Annotated in this window: 17 protein-coding genes; 3 read left to right on the top strand and 14 right to left on the bottom strand. The window is 36.8% G+C overall.

Features of this window, described 5'->3' with window-relative positions; genetic code table 11:
* Positions 1-68: 68 nt before the first annotated feature.
* The 4 genes from KCG35_RS02165 to KCG35_RS02150 all read right to left on the bottom strand — a co-directional run bounded on the left by KCG35_RS02165 (position 69) and on the right by KCG35_RS02150 (position 4,350).
* Positions 69-1,226: a hypothetical protein gene (locus KCG35_RS02165; RefSeq protein ID WP_215818026.1), complete on the bottom strand. Its 1,158-nt coding sequence runs from the start codon at positions 1,224-1,226 to the stop codon at positions 69-71.
* Complete coding sequence (locus tag KCG35_RS02160) at positions 1,204-2,379, bottom strand: hypothetical protein (protein WP_215818025.1); 1,176 nt, start codon at positions 2,377-2,379, stop codon at positions 1,204-1,206. The genes KCG35_RS02165 and KCG35_RS02160 overlap by 23 nt, the downstream gene beginning before the upstream one ends.
* Before the next feature lie 419 nt (positions 2,380-2,798).
* Positions 2,799-3,281 (bottom strand): cupin domain-containing protein, encoded by a 483-nt coding sequence (locus tag KCG35_RS02155; protein ID WP_215818024.1) that lies wholly within the window; start codon positions 3,279-3,281, stop codon positions 2,799-2,801.
* Between the two features lie 205 nt (positions 3,282-3,486).
* Positions 3,487-4,350 carry a LysR family transcriptional regulator gene (locus tag KCG35_RS02150; protein WP_215818023.1) on the bottom strand — a complete coding sequence of 288 codons (864 nt, stop codon included), beginning with the start codon at positions 4,348-4,350 and terminating at the stop codon, positions 3,487-3,489.
* 97 nt (positions 4,351-4,447) lie between these two features.
* On the opposite strand from KCG35_RS02150, the gene KCG35_RS02145 reads away from it, so the two are divergent.
* Together KCG35_RS02145 and KCG35_RS02140 are read left to right on the top strand one after the other, a co-directional pair.
* Positions 4,448-4,672, top strand: coding sequence for a hypothetical protein (locus KCG35_RS02145; protein WP_215818022.1), 225 nt, complete (start codon positions 4,448-4,450; stop codon positions 4,670-4,672).
* Between the two features lies 1 nt (position 4,673).
* On the top strand, positions 4,674-5,282 hold the full coding sequence (locus KCG35_RS02140) for an HAD-IA family hydrolase (protein ID WP_215818021.1): 609 nt from the start codon (positions 4,674-4,676) through the stop codon (positions 5,280-5,282).
* Between the two features lie 220 nt (positions 5,283-5,502).
* Here the strand turns inward: KCG35_RS02140 and KCG35_RS02135 are convergent, their stop codons facing one another.
* The 7 genes from KCG35_RS02135 to KCG35_RS26630 all read right to left on the bottom strand — a co-directional run bounded on the left by KCG35_RS02135 (position 5,503) and on the right by KCG35_RS26630 (position 15,040).
* Entirely contained in the window at positions 5,503-6,396 is an 894-nt protein-coding gene (locus tag KCG35_RS02135) for a hypothetical protein (protein ID WP_215818020.1), read from the bottom strand.
* Positions 6,397-6,755: 359 nt separating this feature from the next.
* A complete protein-coding gene (locus tag KCG35_RS02130; RefSeq protein WP_215818019.1) occupies positions 6,756-7,139 on the bottom strand; it encodes a hypothetical protein in 384 nt (127 codons plus the stop codon).
* Entirely contained in the window at positions 7,132-8,319 is a 1,188-nt protein-coding gene (locus KCG35_RS02125; RefSeq protein ID WP_215818018.1) for a leucine-rich repeat domain-containing protein, read from the bottom strand. The genes KCG35_RS02130 and KCG35_RS02125 overlap by 8 nt, the downstream gene beginning before the upstream one ends.
* A 12-nt stretch (positions 8,320-8,331) precedes the next feature.
* Positions 8,332-12,144 carry a hypothetical protein gene (locus KCG35_RS02120; protein WP_215818017.1) on the bottom strand — a complete coding sequence of 1,271 codons (3,813 nt, stop codon included), beginning with the start codon at positions 12,142-12,144 and terminating at the stop codon, positions 8,332-8,334.
* Positions 12,145-12,173: 29 nt separating this feature from the next.
* Positions 12,174-13,793 carry a hypothetical protein gene (locus tag KCG35_RS02115; RefSeq protein ID WP_215818016.1) on the bottom strand — a complete coding sequence of 540 codons (1,620 nt, stop codon included), beginning with the start codon at positions 13,791-13,793 and terminating at the stop codon, positions 12,174-12,176.
* Between the two features lie 182 nt (positions 13,794-13,975).
* Complete coding sequence (locus tag KCG35_RS02110; protein ID WP_215818015.1) at positions 13,976-14,653, bottom strand: hypothetical protein; 678 nt, start codon at positions 14,651-14,653, stop codon at positions 13,976-13,978.
* A gap of 261 nt (positions 14,654-14,914) precedes the next feature.
* Entirely contained in the window at positions 14,915-15,040 is a 126-nt protein-coding gene (locus KCG35_RS26630; protein ID WP_255561858.1) for a hypothetical protein, read from the bottom strand.
* 573 nt (positions 15,041-15,613) lie between these two features.
* Here KCG35_RS26630 and KCG35_RS02105 point away from each other — a divergent pair.
* Complete coding sequence (locus tag KCG35_RS02105) at positions 15,614-16,111, top strand: YbaK/EbsC family protein (protein WP_215818014.1); 498 nt, start codon at positions 15,614-15,616, stop codon at positions 16,109-16,111.
* Between the two features lie 33 nt (positions 16,112-16,144).
* Here the strand turns inward: KCG35_RS02105 and KCG35_RS02100 are convergent, their stop codons facing one another.
* From KCG35_RS02100 to KCG35_RS02090, 3 genes are read right to left on the bottom strand one after another with little or no spacing between them, the layout of a single operon-like run.
* Positions 16,145-16,447 carry a MoaD/ThiS family protein gene (locus KCG35_RS02100; protein WP_215818013.1) on the bottom strand — a complete coding sequence of 101 codons (303 nt, stop codon included), beginning with the start codon at positions 16,445-16,447 and terminating at the stop codon, positions 16,145-16,147.
* Positions 16,448-16,477: 30 nt separating this feature from the next.
* Positions 16,478-17,119 (bottom strand): WD40/YVTN/BNR-like repeat-containing protein, encoded by a 642-nt coding sequence (locus KCG35_RS02095; protein WP_215818012.1) that lies wholly within the window; start codon positions 17,117-17,119, stop codon positions 16,478-16,480.
* A gap of 41 nt (positions 17,120-17,160) precedes the next feature.
* Positions 17,161-17,658 (bottom strand): beta propeller repeat protein, encoded by a 498-nt coding sequence (locus KCG35_RS02090; RefSeq protein ID WP_215818011.1) that lies wholly within the window; start codon positions 17,656-17,658, stop codon positions 17,161-17,163.
* Between the last annotated feature and the right edge of the window lie 70 nt (positions 17,659-17,728).

Raw genomic sequence — 17,728 nt, 5'->3', positions numbered from 1 at the left:
TATTACTAGTTGTTTTACAGGGGAGCAAAGCTCCCCTTTTTCTTATTCATTAAAAAGTATTTTTACATTTAATGCACAAATTGACGGTACGGAATAACATCTGTTCTTGGGTAAATGCCTTTAACCTGGGTATTTTCTACAGGAATTTTTTCAACCCAACGATATAGCACATTAAATTGCCCTGATTTAGGATTAGTATACTCGAGTGCCGAAGAAATCCAGTTCTGATTAATATATTGATCAAAACACCAGTTCACTAACAAATCATAAGCAATACGTGCCACTCTCATCCATAAATGAGTTCTTTCATAAAAATTCACAGGCTCTTCAATTGATAGTAACGGACATCCATCAATTCTCTCTTTAAAACAATCAAAAGAAATTCCTAGGTGATGTAGGGCAAATCGTTCTACCAACAATACATTTGCATCTATATCACCTAGTGCTTGGCACGCCAGTGTAGGGTAGCTTTCATATTTTGTATTATCAGAAATATAGATTAACTTTCCATCAAATAAATACTCAAATGGATGCTTTTCAGATGAAACATACTTCTCCAAGCCAACCACATGTAAATCCAAACTAGGATATCGATTCTTTAAACACTTAATGTATCGGCTATCTGCGTGTCCGTCACCACACCCAATAGATAAATAGATTAATGCTTTATGGTCATTAGCATAAAGTTCACCCACCATTTTACATAATGAACTCATAGCTTTCGCGTCTACTTTAGGGCTTATGATATGCACAATATAATCACAGATATCAATGGCATACCTAGTCGTTATCAGTTTTTTTCTAATAATCTCTTTAAGCGAGAACATGAGGTGGCGAACAATACAATCATTAACCGCCAACTCAAATGTATCATTAACATGTATTGGTAAAGATAGTAGCGCAGGCCTTATGTCCTCAGCTTTAGGCATTTTTATGCTATTGGTATACATTAGCGCATAATACCATTGTGTTAATTTATCACCTTTAACAAATTGTGGAATTACCTGCTTAATTAAACTTTGTTTTAAGCTTTCGATATTCAGAAAGGAAAGAAGTAACGCTAACTGATAGTGTCGTTCAATTTCACCTGATGTAATATTTTTCTCTTCATTAATTTTACCAAGTACCGTGTCAACAATAGATTTTACTAAGACTGAAAAACTATTTTCATACTCAAGCAGGCTTTTTGTTTTAGAATTCCTTTTATCGTATTCTATAATAACCATAGTGCTCTCCTACTCGAGCAAACTCGCGCTGAACAAGTCCAACACTCTCACTCAAATTTGAGTGTCGATACTTATTAATGAGGCTTTCAAGTTTGGCTTTCTTTTCTTGATAACGGTAAAAGATCTTGTTAACAGATGAAAACGATAGTAATTGGTGCTCATAATTACCATTCATCATTGCATTCATCGTAATACGAATAGCTTCCCCCAAAAAAGATGAAGGATAAGTAACAACATCCCCCTCAGTAGGTGTATTAATAACAGTTTCTATATTACAATACGTCGTTAAATCATGAGCAAAAGGATCATTACAAAAATCAAGCTGACCTGTAAAACTACCACAAGGTAACTGCCTAACCCATAGCTTATAAGTCAAACTATTTTCTCCATTATCAATTATAAATCTTTTATTATTAATATAGTAAGTGCAAATTTGGATATCATTATAATCATAAGGTAGAAGTTCATCACCAATAGTATCTATCATAAATCTGTCTTGAGTAAAGATAAAAAAAACCTGATTAAATACTCCTTGATCATAATGCTCATTATTCTTACTGTTAATTTCCGATCTATTCACTAATGATACAACTTCACCGTTAATGCTAGAGAATAGGCGTGGCAATATACATGGTCCAATATTAATAGCCTGAACATTTTCTAAAGGAAGTAATGGTAAACCATGCCTTTTAAACTGCATACGTATTGAATACTCTATTTGTTGTACTATAGAGTTACCATATGAATAGCCCACAAAAATAATTTTTTTAAAATATGCCGACATGGTATTTAATTGCTTATCACCAGATACCCCCTTCCAAAGCGATATCAATTCTCTGGGAAATAGCAAGTCTAGAGAAATTTGGTCAGCATAAGGTAATAATACACCATCCTTAGCGGCGGCATGCATATCTTTTTTATGAACTGAAATAATAGGTTTTTCTGATAAAACGACAGTACATATCAAGTAGTGTGAACCACTTTTTGAACACAATGAATGTAACAACGCACCTAAACCGGCCCCAAGCTCAAACCCATTTAAATGTAGCAAACCACCAATAAAGATAATAACTTTACCATTAAATGACGAAATAGCTCGTATATCAAATGGTTTTCCTTTCCCTGAATGTAAAATAGTTAAATACCTAATCACTCTCACCTCCCTGAGAGATGCGTGTTGATCACGTATTTTAAAGTACGTTTTATTATATACCCAAAACGAAGGGTTTTTAGGGACGGCTGTCAAACGATGAAGCTCCCTGCCCTCGGAGCTTATATTAATATGTGACTGGGGTGGCAGTTAAATGCTCCTGCATAAACTGCATTCACACTATCCTTGGTGTTCAAGAATGCCGACAACAAACCCTAAAAATGATTCGTGAAGGATATACTCTACAGTATTAGCAATATATAAACAGTCAAGCTAAAGTATAAACTCATATGTAGGGGATTAAAACAGTACCAAATAAATATTTCCTAGAATATGGAGTTCAATGTTAACAAAAAAGACTTTTCATTGCCTTCTTTGTCAACATACCAAAGCAACTTTACTATAATAACTACAGTATAAAATTATGATTTTTTACCTACAACAGGTTCATCAATAATTGTCAAGTCTACTAAATTAGCTTTCATATTTTTGTTTCTATAAATTCTTTTATTTTTATTTGGGTAGTCACCCACATCATGGTCTAATCGCTGCCCCACGACAATACATTTTAAGGTTGTATCCCCTGTATTAGTTAACTTATGGGGTAAACCACCAGCCCTATAACCTATAAAGTCACCTGGTTTAACATTATAGTCATGATCGCCAATAGTGGCAGTTGCTTCACCTTCCAGAATATATACACATTCATCCTCATGGTAATGTTTGTGTAATTCAGTGGACTCATAACCAGATTTAATTTCTATAATATGAAAACCAAACCCCATCAGTCCTGTTAAATCTCCAAGGGACTTATTTCTTCTGCGAGCATTGGGATTCAGAAAATGTGTTTTATCTATCCCTTCAAAATCTTCAATTTCTTCTTTTGTGACTAGATATTTATCCATACCATCAGACCTTTTTAGTTATTTTATTTTCTGTTAGGTTAATATACCTTCTACTCAATGATCAAGTTCAAATACACAAACAGAGACAGGCTTATATATCATTCTGACACAAAGCTCACAGCGCAAGGTATGCCCACAGCAAAGAACATACATAAGATAAACCTCATATTTAAGCTTTTATGGCATATAAAAATGAATTAAAAGATTAAGTATTCAAATTATTTTTTACATACTCTACAAATAAGTTAATAGACTTAGACATTCTATTTGGATCCCACACCATATGAATGTCCCAACTTGTATTTTTACCAAGCGGAATAACAACAATATCACTACAATCTTTATAAATTGACTTTTTAGGTAAAATTGAGACCCCTACATTCGACATAACTAAAGTAATTGTTGTCTGAATATCGGTTGAAATACTGTTAATTTTATAATCTAGACCACTAATTATTTTCAATATCTGATTGTTCATTTCAGATTTATCAAAGAGACTAAGCATTAATAAATCATATTCTTTCAAATAATACTCAACTTTATTAGTCTTGTGTATATGTTTTGAAACCACTAAAACAAATTCATCACTGGATACTTTTACGCTTTTTAATGTATTTGTTTTTGGTTTTCTCATAAACCCAACATCTATAACACCTGTCAGTAATTGCTCTTCCTGTTCATAAGACGGAAGGTCAATTAATGAGATGCATAAAGAGGTATAGCTTTTTTTGAACTCTCGTATTAAGCCAGGAAGAAAATCATTGCTTGATTTACCAAACCCAATGTGTAAGTTACTTATACTTTTGGCTGCATTTATAATATATTTATCAAGTTTCTCTGCATGTCTATTCAAGCTTATTATCTCTTGAATAATCGCCTTCCCGGCATCCGATAACTCTATGCCCTTAGCCCCCCTAATGAATATTTCGATGTCGTAAAGTTCTTCAAAATACTTTATTTGTTTAGAAAGTGCTGGTTGTGAAATACATAGTTTCTGTGATGCTACTCTAAAATTACCTGCCTTCGCCAGCTCTTCTATAGCCAGTAAGTGTTTGATGTTTAATCTCATAACCTAAAGTTATCACTATTGATTATTTTTCAATATACGTTATCACACCCTTTGATACAATGCTATGCAAAATGTCATCAAGTGAAGGGGTTTGAAGATGGAGTTCTGTGTTCTATCTAAAGATAACATATTGATATTAGAAGACATTTCTTGCAGTGATACCGCAGAAATTATAACAAGTTTATTTAAGCAAGGATTCATACTAGCCCCCGTGCTGATAGAGGCAAACAATGCAGAAGACGCACGCCGCTCATTTATAAACCGTTTTACCTGGGAAGAACTAGCCAATGCATTAAAAAATAATAAACTATTACGAGGTTAAAATGCAGTTACAGTATGAATATTTTCTCTTTGACCTAGATGGAACCTTAGTTGATACCACTAAAATTGTAGAAAATGTTTGGCGTAAATGGTCTACAAAAGTTAATATCAACTACCCTCTTATTAAAGAATGCTGTCATGGTGTTAGAGGTGAAGACATAATAAGACAATTTTTACCTGAAGCAGATGTTTACAAAGAGCTTAAATGGTTGGAGGATCAAGAATTAGCGTTATCACAACTTGCTAACGAAATAGCCGGAGCAAAACATTTCTTACTTTCATTACCAGCAATGAATTGGGGGATTGTAACATCATCAACGAATAAACTAGCTCACTCAAAATTAAAGGCTTGTAATTTACCCATTCCTGAATTATTAATATCGTCAGAAGATTGTAAGCAAGGAAAACCGCATCCTGAACCCTATTTAAATGCATTAAAATTTCTCAATATTCACCCTAGCAAGTGTCTTGTTTTTGAAGACTCAGATGCAGGTATAGAAAGCGCATATAAAGCAGGCTGTAACGTAATCAAAGTTACTGGAAATAATATGACTAAATCAAGTTCATCAACATCAATACACGACTATTATAGTCTTATTGGACACTTCTAAAAATAGTGATTTTTTTGTGAGAACAAGGATGTAAATTACTCTAAGCCTGCACAGCCTTTAATAAAAGCTACCTAATCACACTGAACCCACTGTAAATCCTTCCCTGGACGCTTGACTGCCGCATCCTTGCGGCAGACAGTTCAGTGTCAATTAGCCAGCTTTTATTTTGCCCCATGGTTACTCTTTGAAACAACATAGAATTGTCCAAAAAGACCTAAAGTTAATTATTTGGAGTTAATATTGGTGGCTTACTGACCGTAATATCTGTAACTCTTTCAGCGTATTCTTGAATAGAGTGACAAATCGTAAAGAGGTCGTTAGGATCTAGTTCAAGTTCAAAGGTACCATCTTGACCAAATACCCTAAAAGAGATTCTACATACTTTCATTCGAACTATGTAAGGATCACAGTGACGTCCTCCTTTAATATAATGTGTTTCAATTGTTGGAGGAAAAATATTCTGTATAGGAAAAGAAGTTTGTTGGAAATGAAATTTGTTAAGCACCAAAGGCTTAATATCCAATAACACATTATTGCTTTGATGTGTAATGGCTACTCTAACATTACTAAAGGTATTTTTTAAAAATGATGGAAATCGTAAATACCAAGGAATACTCCCGAGAAGAACGGTAAAGATAACAGCCCCAAATAGAAGTCCATAATTAGTAGTGATACTGCTTGGAGTGAGCACATCAAGCAATACTACAATGAAAACTGGCATTAAAATATAAGCAAACACTATCACCAGAAAAAATGTAACTGTTAACGTTTTACGAATCAACTGTATAACTTTTTTTCCTGTTTTTTTGTCAGAATAATTATAGCGTGAGAAAAAGCCACTAAATACAGATTTTTTTCGCTTTTGGTTTGCAGGTGGTAGATAGTTAATCAAGCATAATATCGATGCATCATATGCTTTACTATCATGTTCATAATGAAAGCTAACGGTATAACCGCACTTAAATATAATATGTAAAAAGCCTTCTTTATCAGCGAAGTAGTCTCTGACATCAAGCCATTGGTATGTTTTAGCGACTTTCCAGTTAAACACTCTAAGCTGGGTTTCACTAAATTCATACAGATACTTGTCTTTACTGTATTTTACTACTTCCATTACAGCACTGAACTCCAGGCTTAAAGCGTTTTATCTAGCACCTGTACATTACAATCTTACAGACCTTCAGGCTAAGCTTTCTATCTTTATCTTTTAGTACGCTGAAGTCTTAGGATACTTGGTTAGGCGCATTTAAATTTAATCTTCGATCTATTAAAAATAGCAATCGTTCAAAAGTGATAATTCCTTGATCTGTATATCAACACTAAAGCTGGCAAGCGTCGTGAGCTGTTGTTTGTGAAACACGTGTCGGGAACACGGTAAGCAGCAGTGGCCAAGGATGGCCTTCTGCTGCGGATGAACAAATAATGGCTTATGGCGCAGATCACTTTAGGGTAAAGGCTAAAACAGCCCATTATTTACTTTTTAACAAAGTCTGCAAATTTAACCGCTAGTTCTTCTTTGGTATAAGACTTATGTTTTTTTAGCTTACAAAACTGCCTAAATGCCAGACTTTCATACCCATCACGGTAAAGCTGCCTTACATTGTCAGTAGTCAATTTCATAGGGTTAAGATTAAGCTTTTTCGCTACCTTTGCTTTAGCTTCTTCTTGAACTGAACTATCCTCACTTCCAAAAAGATACTTTAAAGAACGCGTTAAGTAGACAACCCAAATAAACATAAAAGGCGTATATTGTTGATATTCGCCATTTAAAACATGAGGAATAGTGATAAATAACAGAAAACCACATGATATTAATGAGAAGATATGAAACGGGGTTGAATTATACCATTTAGTCAAAGACCATAACTCCTTTCTTACGTAGCTTTTCAATTTCCTCAACTCGGCCTACACTTGGCGCTTTAGCATCAACGGCATAAAGTACTTCTAGCTTCTCTGATACCTTAGATAAGCCACTCCAATCTTCAATTGGGGTATAATTGATATGTAGTTCTTTTAAATGAGGTAAATGCTCCAGCCCTTCTATTTTTTTATACCTATGGCCGCTTAATGCAAGAAATTCTAGATTTTTAAATCGTTTAAGCCCTTGCATACTGCCTAAACCAACACTACCGTCCGTAATATGCTGAGCAGCACCAGGTATATTCAACGCTTGCAATGATGGCATTTCAGGCAAATCGGAAAGATCAGTAATGTTATTGGGTGCCTGAATCAAAAGCTCTTTTAAGTTTTTCAGTTCTGAAAATAGTTGATATTGCTCTTTTGGTGCTTCTAATACAATTTGCAGCTCTTCCAATAAAGGTTTATTAACCAAAAAGCTTACATCTTTGATTGGATTTCTATACAGAGATAATTTTTTTAAATTTTTTAGAGGCTTAAGACCAGACAAATCTGATATTCTGTTATCCTTCAAGTTAAGGGTTTCTACACTACCTATATTCTGAAAACCATCTACTCGCTCTATTTTATTGATTGAAACATTAATATATTTAACCTGACCTAATGGGCCAAACTTTATTTTTTTTATGTCAGTAAACATTAAAGTAAAATACTTGATTGTTTTATTCGAAAGCACTATAGAATCACTATCAAAGCTTGTTTCTAATAAATTAACAAAAACCAAGTCTCCAATTTTCTCAATACTGTCAAAATTATTAATTTTGGCATCCATAATAATGATATGCTTTATACTGCCGGCTTTGCTTACTAACTGCAAATCAACCTCTTTAGCTTTTCTAAGGTAAACAGTTGATACAGACCCGTCAGACTCAAATATGTAGCACACTGAACAGACATCTATAAGCTGAAAGCTAGGTTTATGAAAACCATCATCTTTAATGGCTTTTTTTCTTTTAATATCTTTGCCTATTATAAACACTTCAGGTTTTACATCTGTTTTAATCGCATCATTAAGTATTTTGACTTTTTCATCTATTTTCTTTTGCACTGTGTCAGTAACACTCAGTGCAAAACTTGACGCAAAGCATAATATAAGTAATACAAACTTTATTGCTCTCATTACTTACCACCTCTAATGAATAGGTCTTAAGAATTCTTCATAGGCCCATGTACATCTTTGACCATCGAGGTCTTCAGGGTGATGTCTACTGGGTTCAAAGGTACCAGTTTCTAATAAATCAATAACATCTGTAAATGTTCGACCAGAGCTAAACTGTGCACTTGGTTCTTTTTTCACCAATTCTTTTAATTGAGTATAGTACTCAATTATTTTTCGGGTGTTCATGGGATGCATATGATGATTTTTATAGGGTGCTGAGCCATGTATAAATACACAGTCTTGTATTTGATCTTCCGTGTAACCACTCAATTTTAATGGAATCACTGCACGCCAGTTAAAGGTATTCCAATGGCTATCATCCTTAACTAATTGATCTACTTCCAGCGCTAACCCTCTTGCATCTTTTTCACCTTGAATATCTGGGGCGTTTGACTCATATTGAACACCTATCAGTTGCCTAAACGCTTCTGATTGCTTAACAGTTTCCCAACGTGCTTTTATTATCTGATAACTGTTTGCATCAAACCATTCATCCCAGTGATCATACGCAAACTTAACAAGTACTGTTATGGTACCAATGATAAATAAGAATTGACCCACGCCTGGAATACAATTTATACCCATCATAGGCAGTATATCAGAAATTAAAAAACCAACGGTATAAGCGAACTGTCCTACTAAGTCAGAAGCCAACATAAACGTTGTCAGCGTACTGTCATGATCAGGAAATACTGGATTACTTTCTAAGTAATTGGCTAAAGCGACTGTAGCATTAACTGTACTTTCAATACAGCCTATCAAAGCAAACACATTGAGTGCTCCAGTAATTTTAGTCGAAATGCCTTTGCTATTTAATAAATTGTTAAATCGCGTTGATAGTTTGGCTCCGTATGTTACGGCTTTACCGGTTGCATCCACTACGGACATGCTTTTCATCGCAAAGTCATACCAAAACTCTGCTTCATTGCCTTTCTTTTTATATTCCTCGTATGCGTCTGAACATGCCAGGTTAGTAAAATCTTCTATTGCAATAGCAAGGTTAAGAAATGTTAAAGTCCCCCTATAAATTTTACCATGTATTGATGCTTGGATATTATCCGAGAGATTACTTGAAAAACTTCCTTCTGTTTTACCAAATAGCGCACTCATCACAGCCTGTTCACCATGTTTACGTTGACGCATAAACATAGTCAAATGAATAGCCTGAACTCGCCTAGTATTAATTTTACCTTCCTGGGTTTTAAAAATACCTGCCAGATTCATGACTGAAATTAACGCACGAATATGAAAATTGTTGGATTTATTGCTGATTTTTTTCAGCCGTTTACCGACAAAATAGGCATAAGTATCCAGCACTACCATGAGCACAGGAGGAGGACCAGGGATATTATTCACATACGTATTGAGCGTTGATTTTAAATTTTCCTGATAATAATTCTTAATATCCCAAATGGCTTCATAGTTTAACATGGTTGATAAAGGGCCAATTTGCCCTGCCTGAGCTTCCTGTGCACTTTCAAAACTATCACGCCAGGATTTACCATCCTTACTCTGTGCTTTTATGACCCTTTTATCATATGGAGTAATACCTGATTTATATTTTTTTCCACGATAGTCGTAATGGTCTAATTGTTCTTTATACGTATCATACGGTCTTTTATAATGTTGCTCCTCAAGCAGAGGCTCCGATAAACTATGCCCAGCAATCCCATTTAATATAATAGGTATTTCCTTTTCACCAATAGTATCACCAATATGCGTGGCAGCCAGGACACCATAGGCTTTGGCAATAGTATCGAAAATATGAATCCAAAATGGCTCAGACTCCATATAGGGTCCACAGGCTTTATTCATTTGGCATTCTATTTCATCCAAATAGCTTTTCAATTCAGCCTGAAATGCGACAGAACACAATAATTCATATAAATATTCTGCTTTGGCGCGAATCGCGCGGTTTATTTTTTCTAATTTCGATGAAATATTCGTTTCTACTCCCAAAAAGTCTATTTGCTTTTTGGTGAATTTGGCTAATTCTGATATTGCCTGGTGAGTTTTAACTAAATGTGCATCACTTTCAGGAGTGGTTTGATTCCTAAAAATATAGTGCATTTTACTCAGCTCAACCATTTTTATCAGGTTACCCTGTTGTGCTAAGTAGGGTTGTAAAATTTCTTGCTGCTGCTTTTGAAGCTCCGCTAATTCATCTATAGCCAGACAAATACGTCGATCCCACTCGGGTAACGTACAATGGATTTTAATCGTAACAATAGGGTAACCATCATCACCTTTAGTGACTTTTTGTTTATCACTGATCAGTGACTCTGGCTTGCCTTTCCAAGCAATATTTTCAACCCTTAAACCGGTGTGTTCTGGGGTCACCATGTCCGTTAACTCATTAACGGGTTTAGTCACAAGAGGCCCACGATCAACCGGGTAACACAAAAAGCCATAGGTTCTATTTCGCCGAAATGTTTCTGAATACTGTTTTATTTCTGTTTTTGTATGCTTATCTTCCTCACTGACATTAGCGACTTCAGAGAATTGATCCAGCGTTTTGGATAAATTATTAGCACCAAGTCCATAACTAATGATGTCAGCCATTATTTGATTTTCAATACTTAACGTTAATGGCTGAAGACCGGGTTTAGCTGGCCGAAATACAGGACTGGAACTGTTAAAGTCCTGTGAACTATCAGGATCTTTTTTAGCCATTGCTTTCCAATAGGCCTGGCTAATATTAGGCGCTTCCCGAGCCATAGTGTCTACTTTGCTCAAAAAGTCATGATCCAAACGGGGCTTTACACTTAACTGTTGTTTTTCCAGATCTACATAATACTGCCGATCACCGATGATGGATGACTCACCACCTCGAACATAACCACCATGATCCGTTCGACAAACTTGAAGTGATGTATATCCCGCCATAGTGTTCGAATTACTGGCTCCAGCCAGTTTTGCGTCATCACGGAGATCATATAACCAGTGAATTAATGTTCCATAACGGACTGGCTCAGAGGGTTTATCCGCATAGACAAAACGAATACCACAGCCTTTATTACGCATCAATACTTTAGTGACTTTAGTCTCATCATCATGAGGATAGTCTTGATCATGAGTCTGCAGAGACTGTAACCGCTGATAAATGGCAATATCCTGATCTGTTATTTTACAAGCACTACAATCCCTTGCCAGATTAAGTTCCTTATAAAAACTATTCACAATTCTATAGCTTTCAATATTTTGTTGTTGGAACTCATCCATTCGCTGGCTAACGCTTTCTATTTCTTTAAGCAGCTCTGCATAACTATGACGACGGGAAATAATAGCTGTTGAATGAGCTGACGCTCCTGCTTTTATTCTTTTTGCTTCTTCAATTTTATGTTTTAACAACAACTGTAGTTGATCAAAACAACCGGATTTTATCCGAAATGCTTGCAGTGCATTGACGACATCTTCTTTTTTTAATTCACGGTGCCGCTGAACAAAGGATTCTACCTGTTGGTGTGTGTAATCTGGCTTATTCTCAAAATAGGCCACAATTTTTTCCAATTTACTTTTTGCTTGCTGATCAAGCTTCTTCAGCTCAACTTTATAATCATGATAAAGCTGTTTTTGTTCAATACCTTCCTGTTCAAGGCGTTTAATGATAACGGCCCTTTGTTGTTTTAAACGTTCCAAGCGCCCAGGATTGGGTAAACCATTTTCATCCGCAAGCACTTCAAGATCAGCAATTTTCGCATCTAGCTCATCTTTTTCCTTCAGTAATTGTATTTGCTCTTTATCAAGATTATTAGCATGTTGCGCATAAATTTGCTGCTTATCCATTACTTCCTATTCCTTTCTACTACCAAGCGTTAACAGTACTGTTTTTTATCAGTAATTTTTTGCAGCCATTCTTGATCTGAAGCCCCTGTTGCAGCTTTAAAGTCATCTACTGCGGCCTGATAACATTCATCGACTTGTTGATCAATAAAACCAGAGTGAATGCTTAAATTATTTAATGCACCCTTTTGACCTTCTATAGTGTCTTCTGGCGCTAGTACTCCAATTTTTATCAGACTTGAAAGTGGCTCAGATTCACCTTCTGGTGTGTAATAAATCACTGCAAACTTAGCAATAGCAGGTACTTTGACTTCTAATATGCCCTCAGCATCGGTATTGCCTGATGATTCCCATTGTCTAAGTGCTGGTGCATTTTTAAGGTACTTAACGTTTTGCTGGTCGAATAAAAAACTGGATTCCAGCTTGATGGTATAAGACATATTCATCAGGAGCTCACCATCATCATCCAGCAACTGCAGTTTTAAATAGACATAAGGCACATTATCCAGGTAAACGACTGGGATCTTATGCTGGCGATTACGATCCAGATACTGTGCTGCTGATGATACACGAGGGTTTTGAGGGGGCGGTGCAACGTCCGTATTTTGATCAAGCAATGCGGGCGCAATAGGGCCAACAGGACCATCATCCAAATCAAACCCTTTCAAACTATCATAAACCGCAACAGCATCTACCGTGGTTGCCTGCTTATCCAGCTCTGTGCTATTACCCTCAAGCTTGTCAATTTGAGTCCATGAAAGTTGCCGCTTACTAAACAGCATTTTAATGCCATTATTCCCTTGCTGTACTTCACCATTAATCTTAAAGGGTAACCAAATGGTGTCGTATTCCGTTCCTAATGGTTCACGCTCAGATGATGAAGAAGGCGCCAAACGACTATTACGTGTTCTTCGATAAAAATCGAGACGCGTGTCACGATATGTTTGGTTTTTTCCTACCTGTAACTCGCGCCATAACTTATTTTTCCAAAATACATAAACCCAACCCCCTTCTTGTAAAACATCAGACTCAGGGCGAGTTTTTTTCTCAGTAATATAGCCCAGTGGTTTAACCGGAATAATAATATTATCCCAAGGTGTTTTTTCTGTCGTATCAGACACTGGCTGAATTTGCCCTAGGGGCAATAATAAAGGCGGTTCCCCACGGCCATGCATAGCAATACGGATGCCCATGGTTCTCGAAATATTGGGGATATTATTGAATGCTACCAGGCTACGATATTGCTCACCCTCTTTACGGCAAGTTTCTGCGGCTTTTAAATCAACACTCAACTCATTCTGCCGATCTGCATCTAAATACAACCGTTGACTACCATTATGTTTTATTCCTGCGACCTCCACCACAATTTTATAGCTTAAATCAGGTGAGGTATCTGGCTCAGGTACGGGAGGCACCACACGATCCAAAATAGGTGGTGTTTTTTCACGTATCACATAAGGTAACAGTGGAACACCCAAGTCCTTGACTTCCATACTACGTACATCATCCCAAACAGAGGTACCCAGTTCAGGATCACCATAGATCGACATGGTTTGATCGGCTTCCCAGTAGCGGTCCTGGGTAATGTCGTAGTCAGGGTCTTCCTTTAATCGCTCCCCAAAGGGGCGTATGTCAAGCGGTTTAAAACGCATGTTTTAATATCCTTAAACTTCACTGTTTAATCGCCAAAAAAGGTCTACGGGGCTGACTTTAAGCGGATGTAAGTAGATACACTTAAGCGAATATATAATTGTGGATATAATAACAAACCATGCGTTTAGAAATTTTTAACCAGCTCTCATCATTTATACCCATAAGGCGGGATATTTGGGCGTTAATCGAGTCCAAATTTTCGTTTAAAGTGCTCAAACACGATAAATCCACCAGTAACACACACTCCACCCAGTATCTGAAGTAGTACTATTTTAACTTTGCTATAAGGCCGCTCGCCCTGCACCTCACCCGTACGCGCATTAATTAAAAAGCGATAAACCTTATCTTTATATCGATAACTACTTAGCCAAATCGGTAATAAAAGATGTTTAAAGTAAATATTACTATACTCTGTATTTATATAGACTATACGTTGCGTATCTCCCCCCATATCCTCTTCTATCTTGGTGCGTAGTTCTTCTTTTATTTTCATTTTCGCCCATTTAAAACCTTCCTTTAAATCATATTGATAACTCTGCGCTTTCACCCCTAATAAGTACTCTTCTTGATAAGGCACCAAATTTTCTAAATCCCAGGGTTCCAATTCATCAGCAATTTTTCGTGGTAATGAATTACTGGCCAAAACCAAGACATCATCAAAACTGTTAGCTATCTTTCCTGAAGCTGGATGCCAACGTGTGTGTTGGTGTCTTTTAGTATATGTTTCTCGTTTACCATCTGAATTCGTTCTTGTATGTCTTGAAGTAGTATAATAATACTTTCCACGTTGCCCCTTGTAATTCGTTACCGTTTCAGCATCATACGTCCAATAAGGAATATAAACGGCCGCTATCGGCATTTCGAGTTTCGCTTTTCTTTTTAATAAACTAGGCGCAAGCCATAAGCCTTTTAGCCAAGCGATATATCTTTTTTTCGCCGTTTCATTACTAATTTTAAAAGGCAGCAATGAACCTGGTTTAATGAGTTTCCTAGAATGAGCTACACTCTCAATATTATTATCGCAAAATGGACAGTTTTGCGAAGTAGTATCTACTTCTGTTGTAAATTCAACTTCACACTTATTACAGATAATAACAAGTCGTTCCTCTAAAAAGTTTTCTTACAAATTTGAGGGTATATTTTTACCTAAATTCAGTTTTTCAATTGCATATTCGGTTATAGGTACTTTACCCTGTTTACCAGGTTGATTTTTTTCTTGCGGGTGTGAAGATTGATTTTCTAACATAAAATACACTCTAAAAAGGATTATATCCTTCACGAATCAATTTTATACCCCTAGGGGTTTGTTGTCAGCGTTATACTGTTATTTACTGTACGACAGCTGCAGATTAAAAGCTTATCAATCATAACACTGCTTTACAGATTTAATCTGTGATTAAGTGTTAGCTGCGTTTAATACCCATCCACTTTCAACAAAAAATTTCTTATTTTCACAAAAAACACAACAAATAAACCAGCAACACTATTTTGTAACGATGTGTTATATCAAATTAACAGTTCAATACGAGGCATTACAATTTTATTTGCTATACCTCAATCATCATTAAATGAATACCTGTGGTATTTCGATGTACGGCCGTGGTAGACAACGGCTGAATAATGCTCGTCGAATCGTTTACCACTAGGAAGGATTCACGACATGTTCGAAAGGCATTATGCAAACGTTGAACAAAGGTGCTTGAGAAATCTGCTCTCACTTTAAAGCTTAACGTTAATTAATCTGATATGATCACCTTCTTACGTTTCAAAAAACTGTTAGCTACTCAATGATAAAGTAAGAAATAAAGGAGTCAAAACAGTGTTGTCGCTAGAACAAATTTATCTATACAATCTTACCTTGCTCAATAAAACAGAAATCCCGTTTGAACAATGGGAGCATGAGCCTATTTTAGATTTTGAAACAGATGCCCGTATTGGAGAAGCACTTGGCTGGACCGCAGCACCAACGAAAAGTTTATTTCTTAAACTAAAAGGTGGTAGTTATTGTGTTTTTTTAACGCATAGAGACCAACGACTCGATGCCAAACTCATTAAGCATGTCATTGGCAAGCGCCCCGCCATTGGTAGTGATACAGAAATGACAGAAGTCACTGGCTGTGTTCCTGGGGCATTATGTCCTTTTGGTTTACCCAGTGAAATTCCCTTGATTGTTGATCCTTTACTTACAACATTTCAAGACATTATGTATACACCAGGTAAGCCCGAAATAACCATTGCTTTTTCAGGAGCTGCACTACCCAATTTATTAAAAAATCTTGAAAATCAGACAATGTGGTTACCTGATATCGCCATTTAATTTAATGACTTCCCCCTTAGCAAAGCGTATAAATTAACCGCCAGCAATAGCCCCTATAATTAAAAAAGGTTCTTCACCCTGCATGATTGCATCAGGAAGTGGCTTGTCTGGTGGTTGATGCGATATATCCATACCACAAGCAAAAAAACGAATACGCGGCCTTCGTTGTAGTGTCACATGATCTCGGATTGTACCACTCAACATAGGATAATTTTTTTCTAAAGCGCTTAAAATAGTATGCTGAGTAACCTCTCCCTCAATATCCAGATATACTTTGGCATCACAGTGCGCTAATAGCTGTAAATGATGAGGTAATGCTACACAGACTTTCGCCATAAAATAGTATCTCACTAATACTTTGTTTTTTTATGCTATCGTTTGTACTTCCACTGAAAGTACTGCAGGCAAATCTCGTACAATAGGCTGCCAACTATCACCTGCATCTGCTGAAGCATAAACTTGTCCTCCCGTCGTACCAAAATAGATACCACACTGCTGAAGTGAGTCTACCGCCATCGCATCACGCAATACATTCACATAACAGTTTTGCTGTGGCAGACCATTGGTCAGTGCTTCCCACTGGTTACCGCCACTACGACTTCTATAAACCCGAAGCTTACCTTCTGGGGGATAATGCTCTGAATCACTTTTTATAGGAATGACATAAATCGTTTCGGGTTCATGGGTATGCACCACAATGGGAAAACCAAAATCTGAGGGTAAATCACCACTGACCTCATACCAAGAGTCACCGGCATTATCACTACGCATGACATCCCAGTGTTTTTGCATAAATAATACGTCAGTTTGCGAAGGATGGCAGGCGATACGATGAACGCAATGTCCTACTTCAGCGTCTGGATCAGGAATATACTCTGACTTAAGTCCTTTATTTATAGGCTTCCAGCTAAGACCGCCATCGTCCGTGCGAAATACACCTGCTGCAGAAATTGCCACAAAAATCCGTTTGTTATTGTTGGGGTCCAGTAAAATAGTGTGAAGACACATACCACCCGCCCCAGGTGACCATTCTGCCCCTGAACACGCTCTTAATCCTGCAAGCTCCTGCCAGGTTTGTCCCCATCAATCGACTTAAATAATGCCGCATCTTCTACTCCTGCATAAATCGTATCAGGATCATTGAGAGAAGGCTCTAAATGCCATACACGCTTAAACTCCCAAGGATGCTGAGTACCATCATACCACTGGTGAGTGGTCAGTGGTTTGCCAGTATCAAGTGAGGTGTCATAAACAAATTTATTACTCTCGCCTTTTGGCATCCCTTCATCTGTTGCTTTAGACTCACCAGGTGGTGTACCTGGCTGCTCCCAGGTTTTTCCTCCATCACTTGAGCGTTGAATAACTTGCCCAAACCAACTACTGGTTTGTGAAGCATAGAGTCGATTGGGGTCCACTGAAGAACCTTTTAAGTGATAGATTTCCCAACCACCAAACAAAGGGCCTTGAATCTCCCAGCGTTTACGGGCTTCATTTGATGTTAATATAAATGCACCTTTTCGAGTGCCAACCAATATCCTCACCTTCATTCATTATCTCCACAATACGCCAGTATCATTCTTTGACCTGTAATCGTGATCATAAAAAATGAGGGTATAA

The sequence above is a fragment of the Zooshikella harenae genome (assembly GCF_018837975.1).
GTDB lineage: Bacteria > Pseudomonadota > Gammaproteobacteria > Pseudomonadales > Zooshikellaceae > Zooshikella > Zooshikella harenae.
The sequence above is the reverse complement of the archived record's forward strand: the minus strand, read 5'-3'. Positions and strand labels throughout refer to the sequence as shown.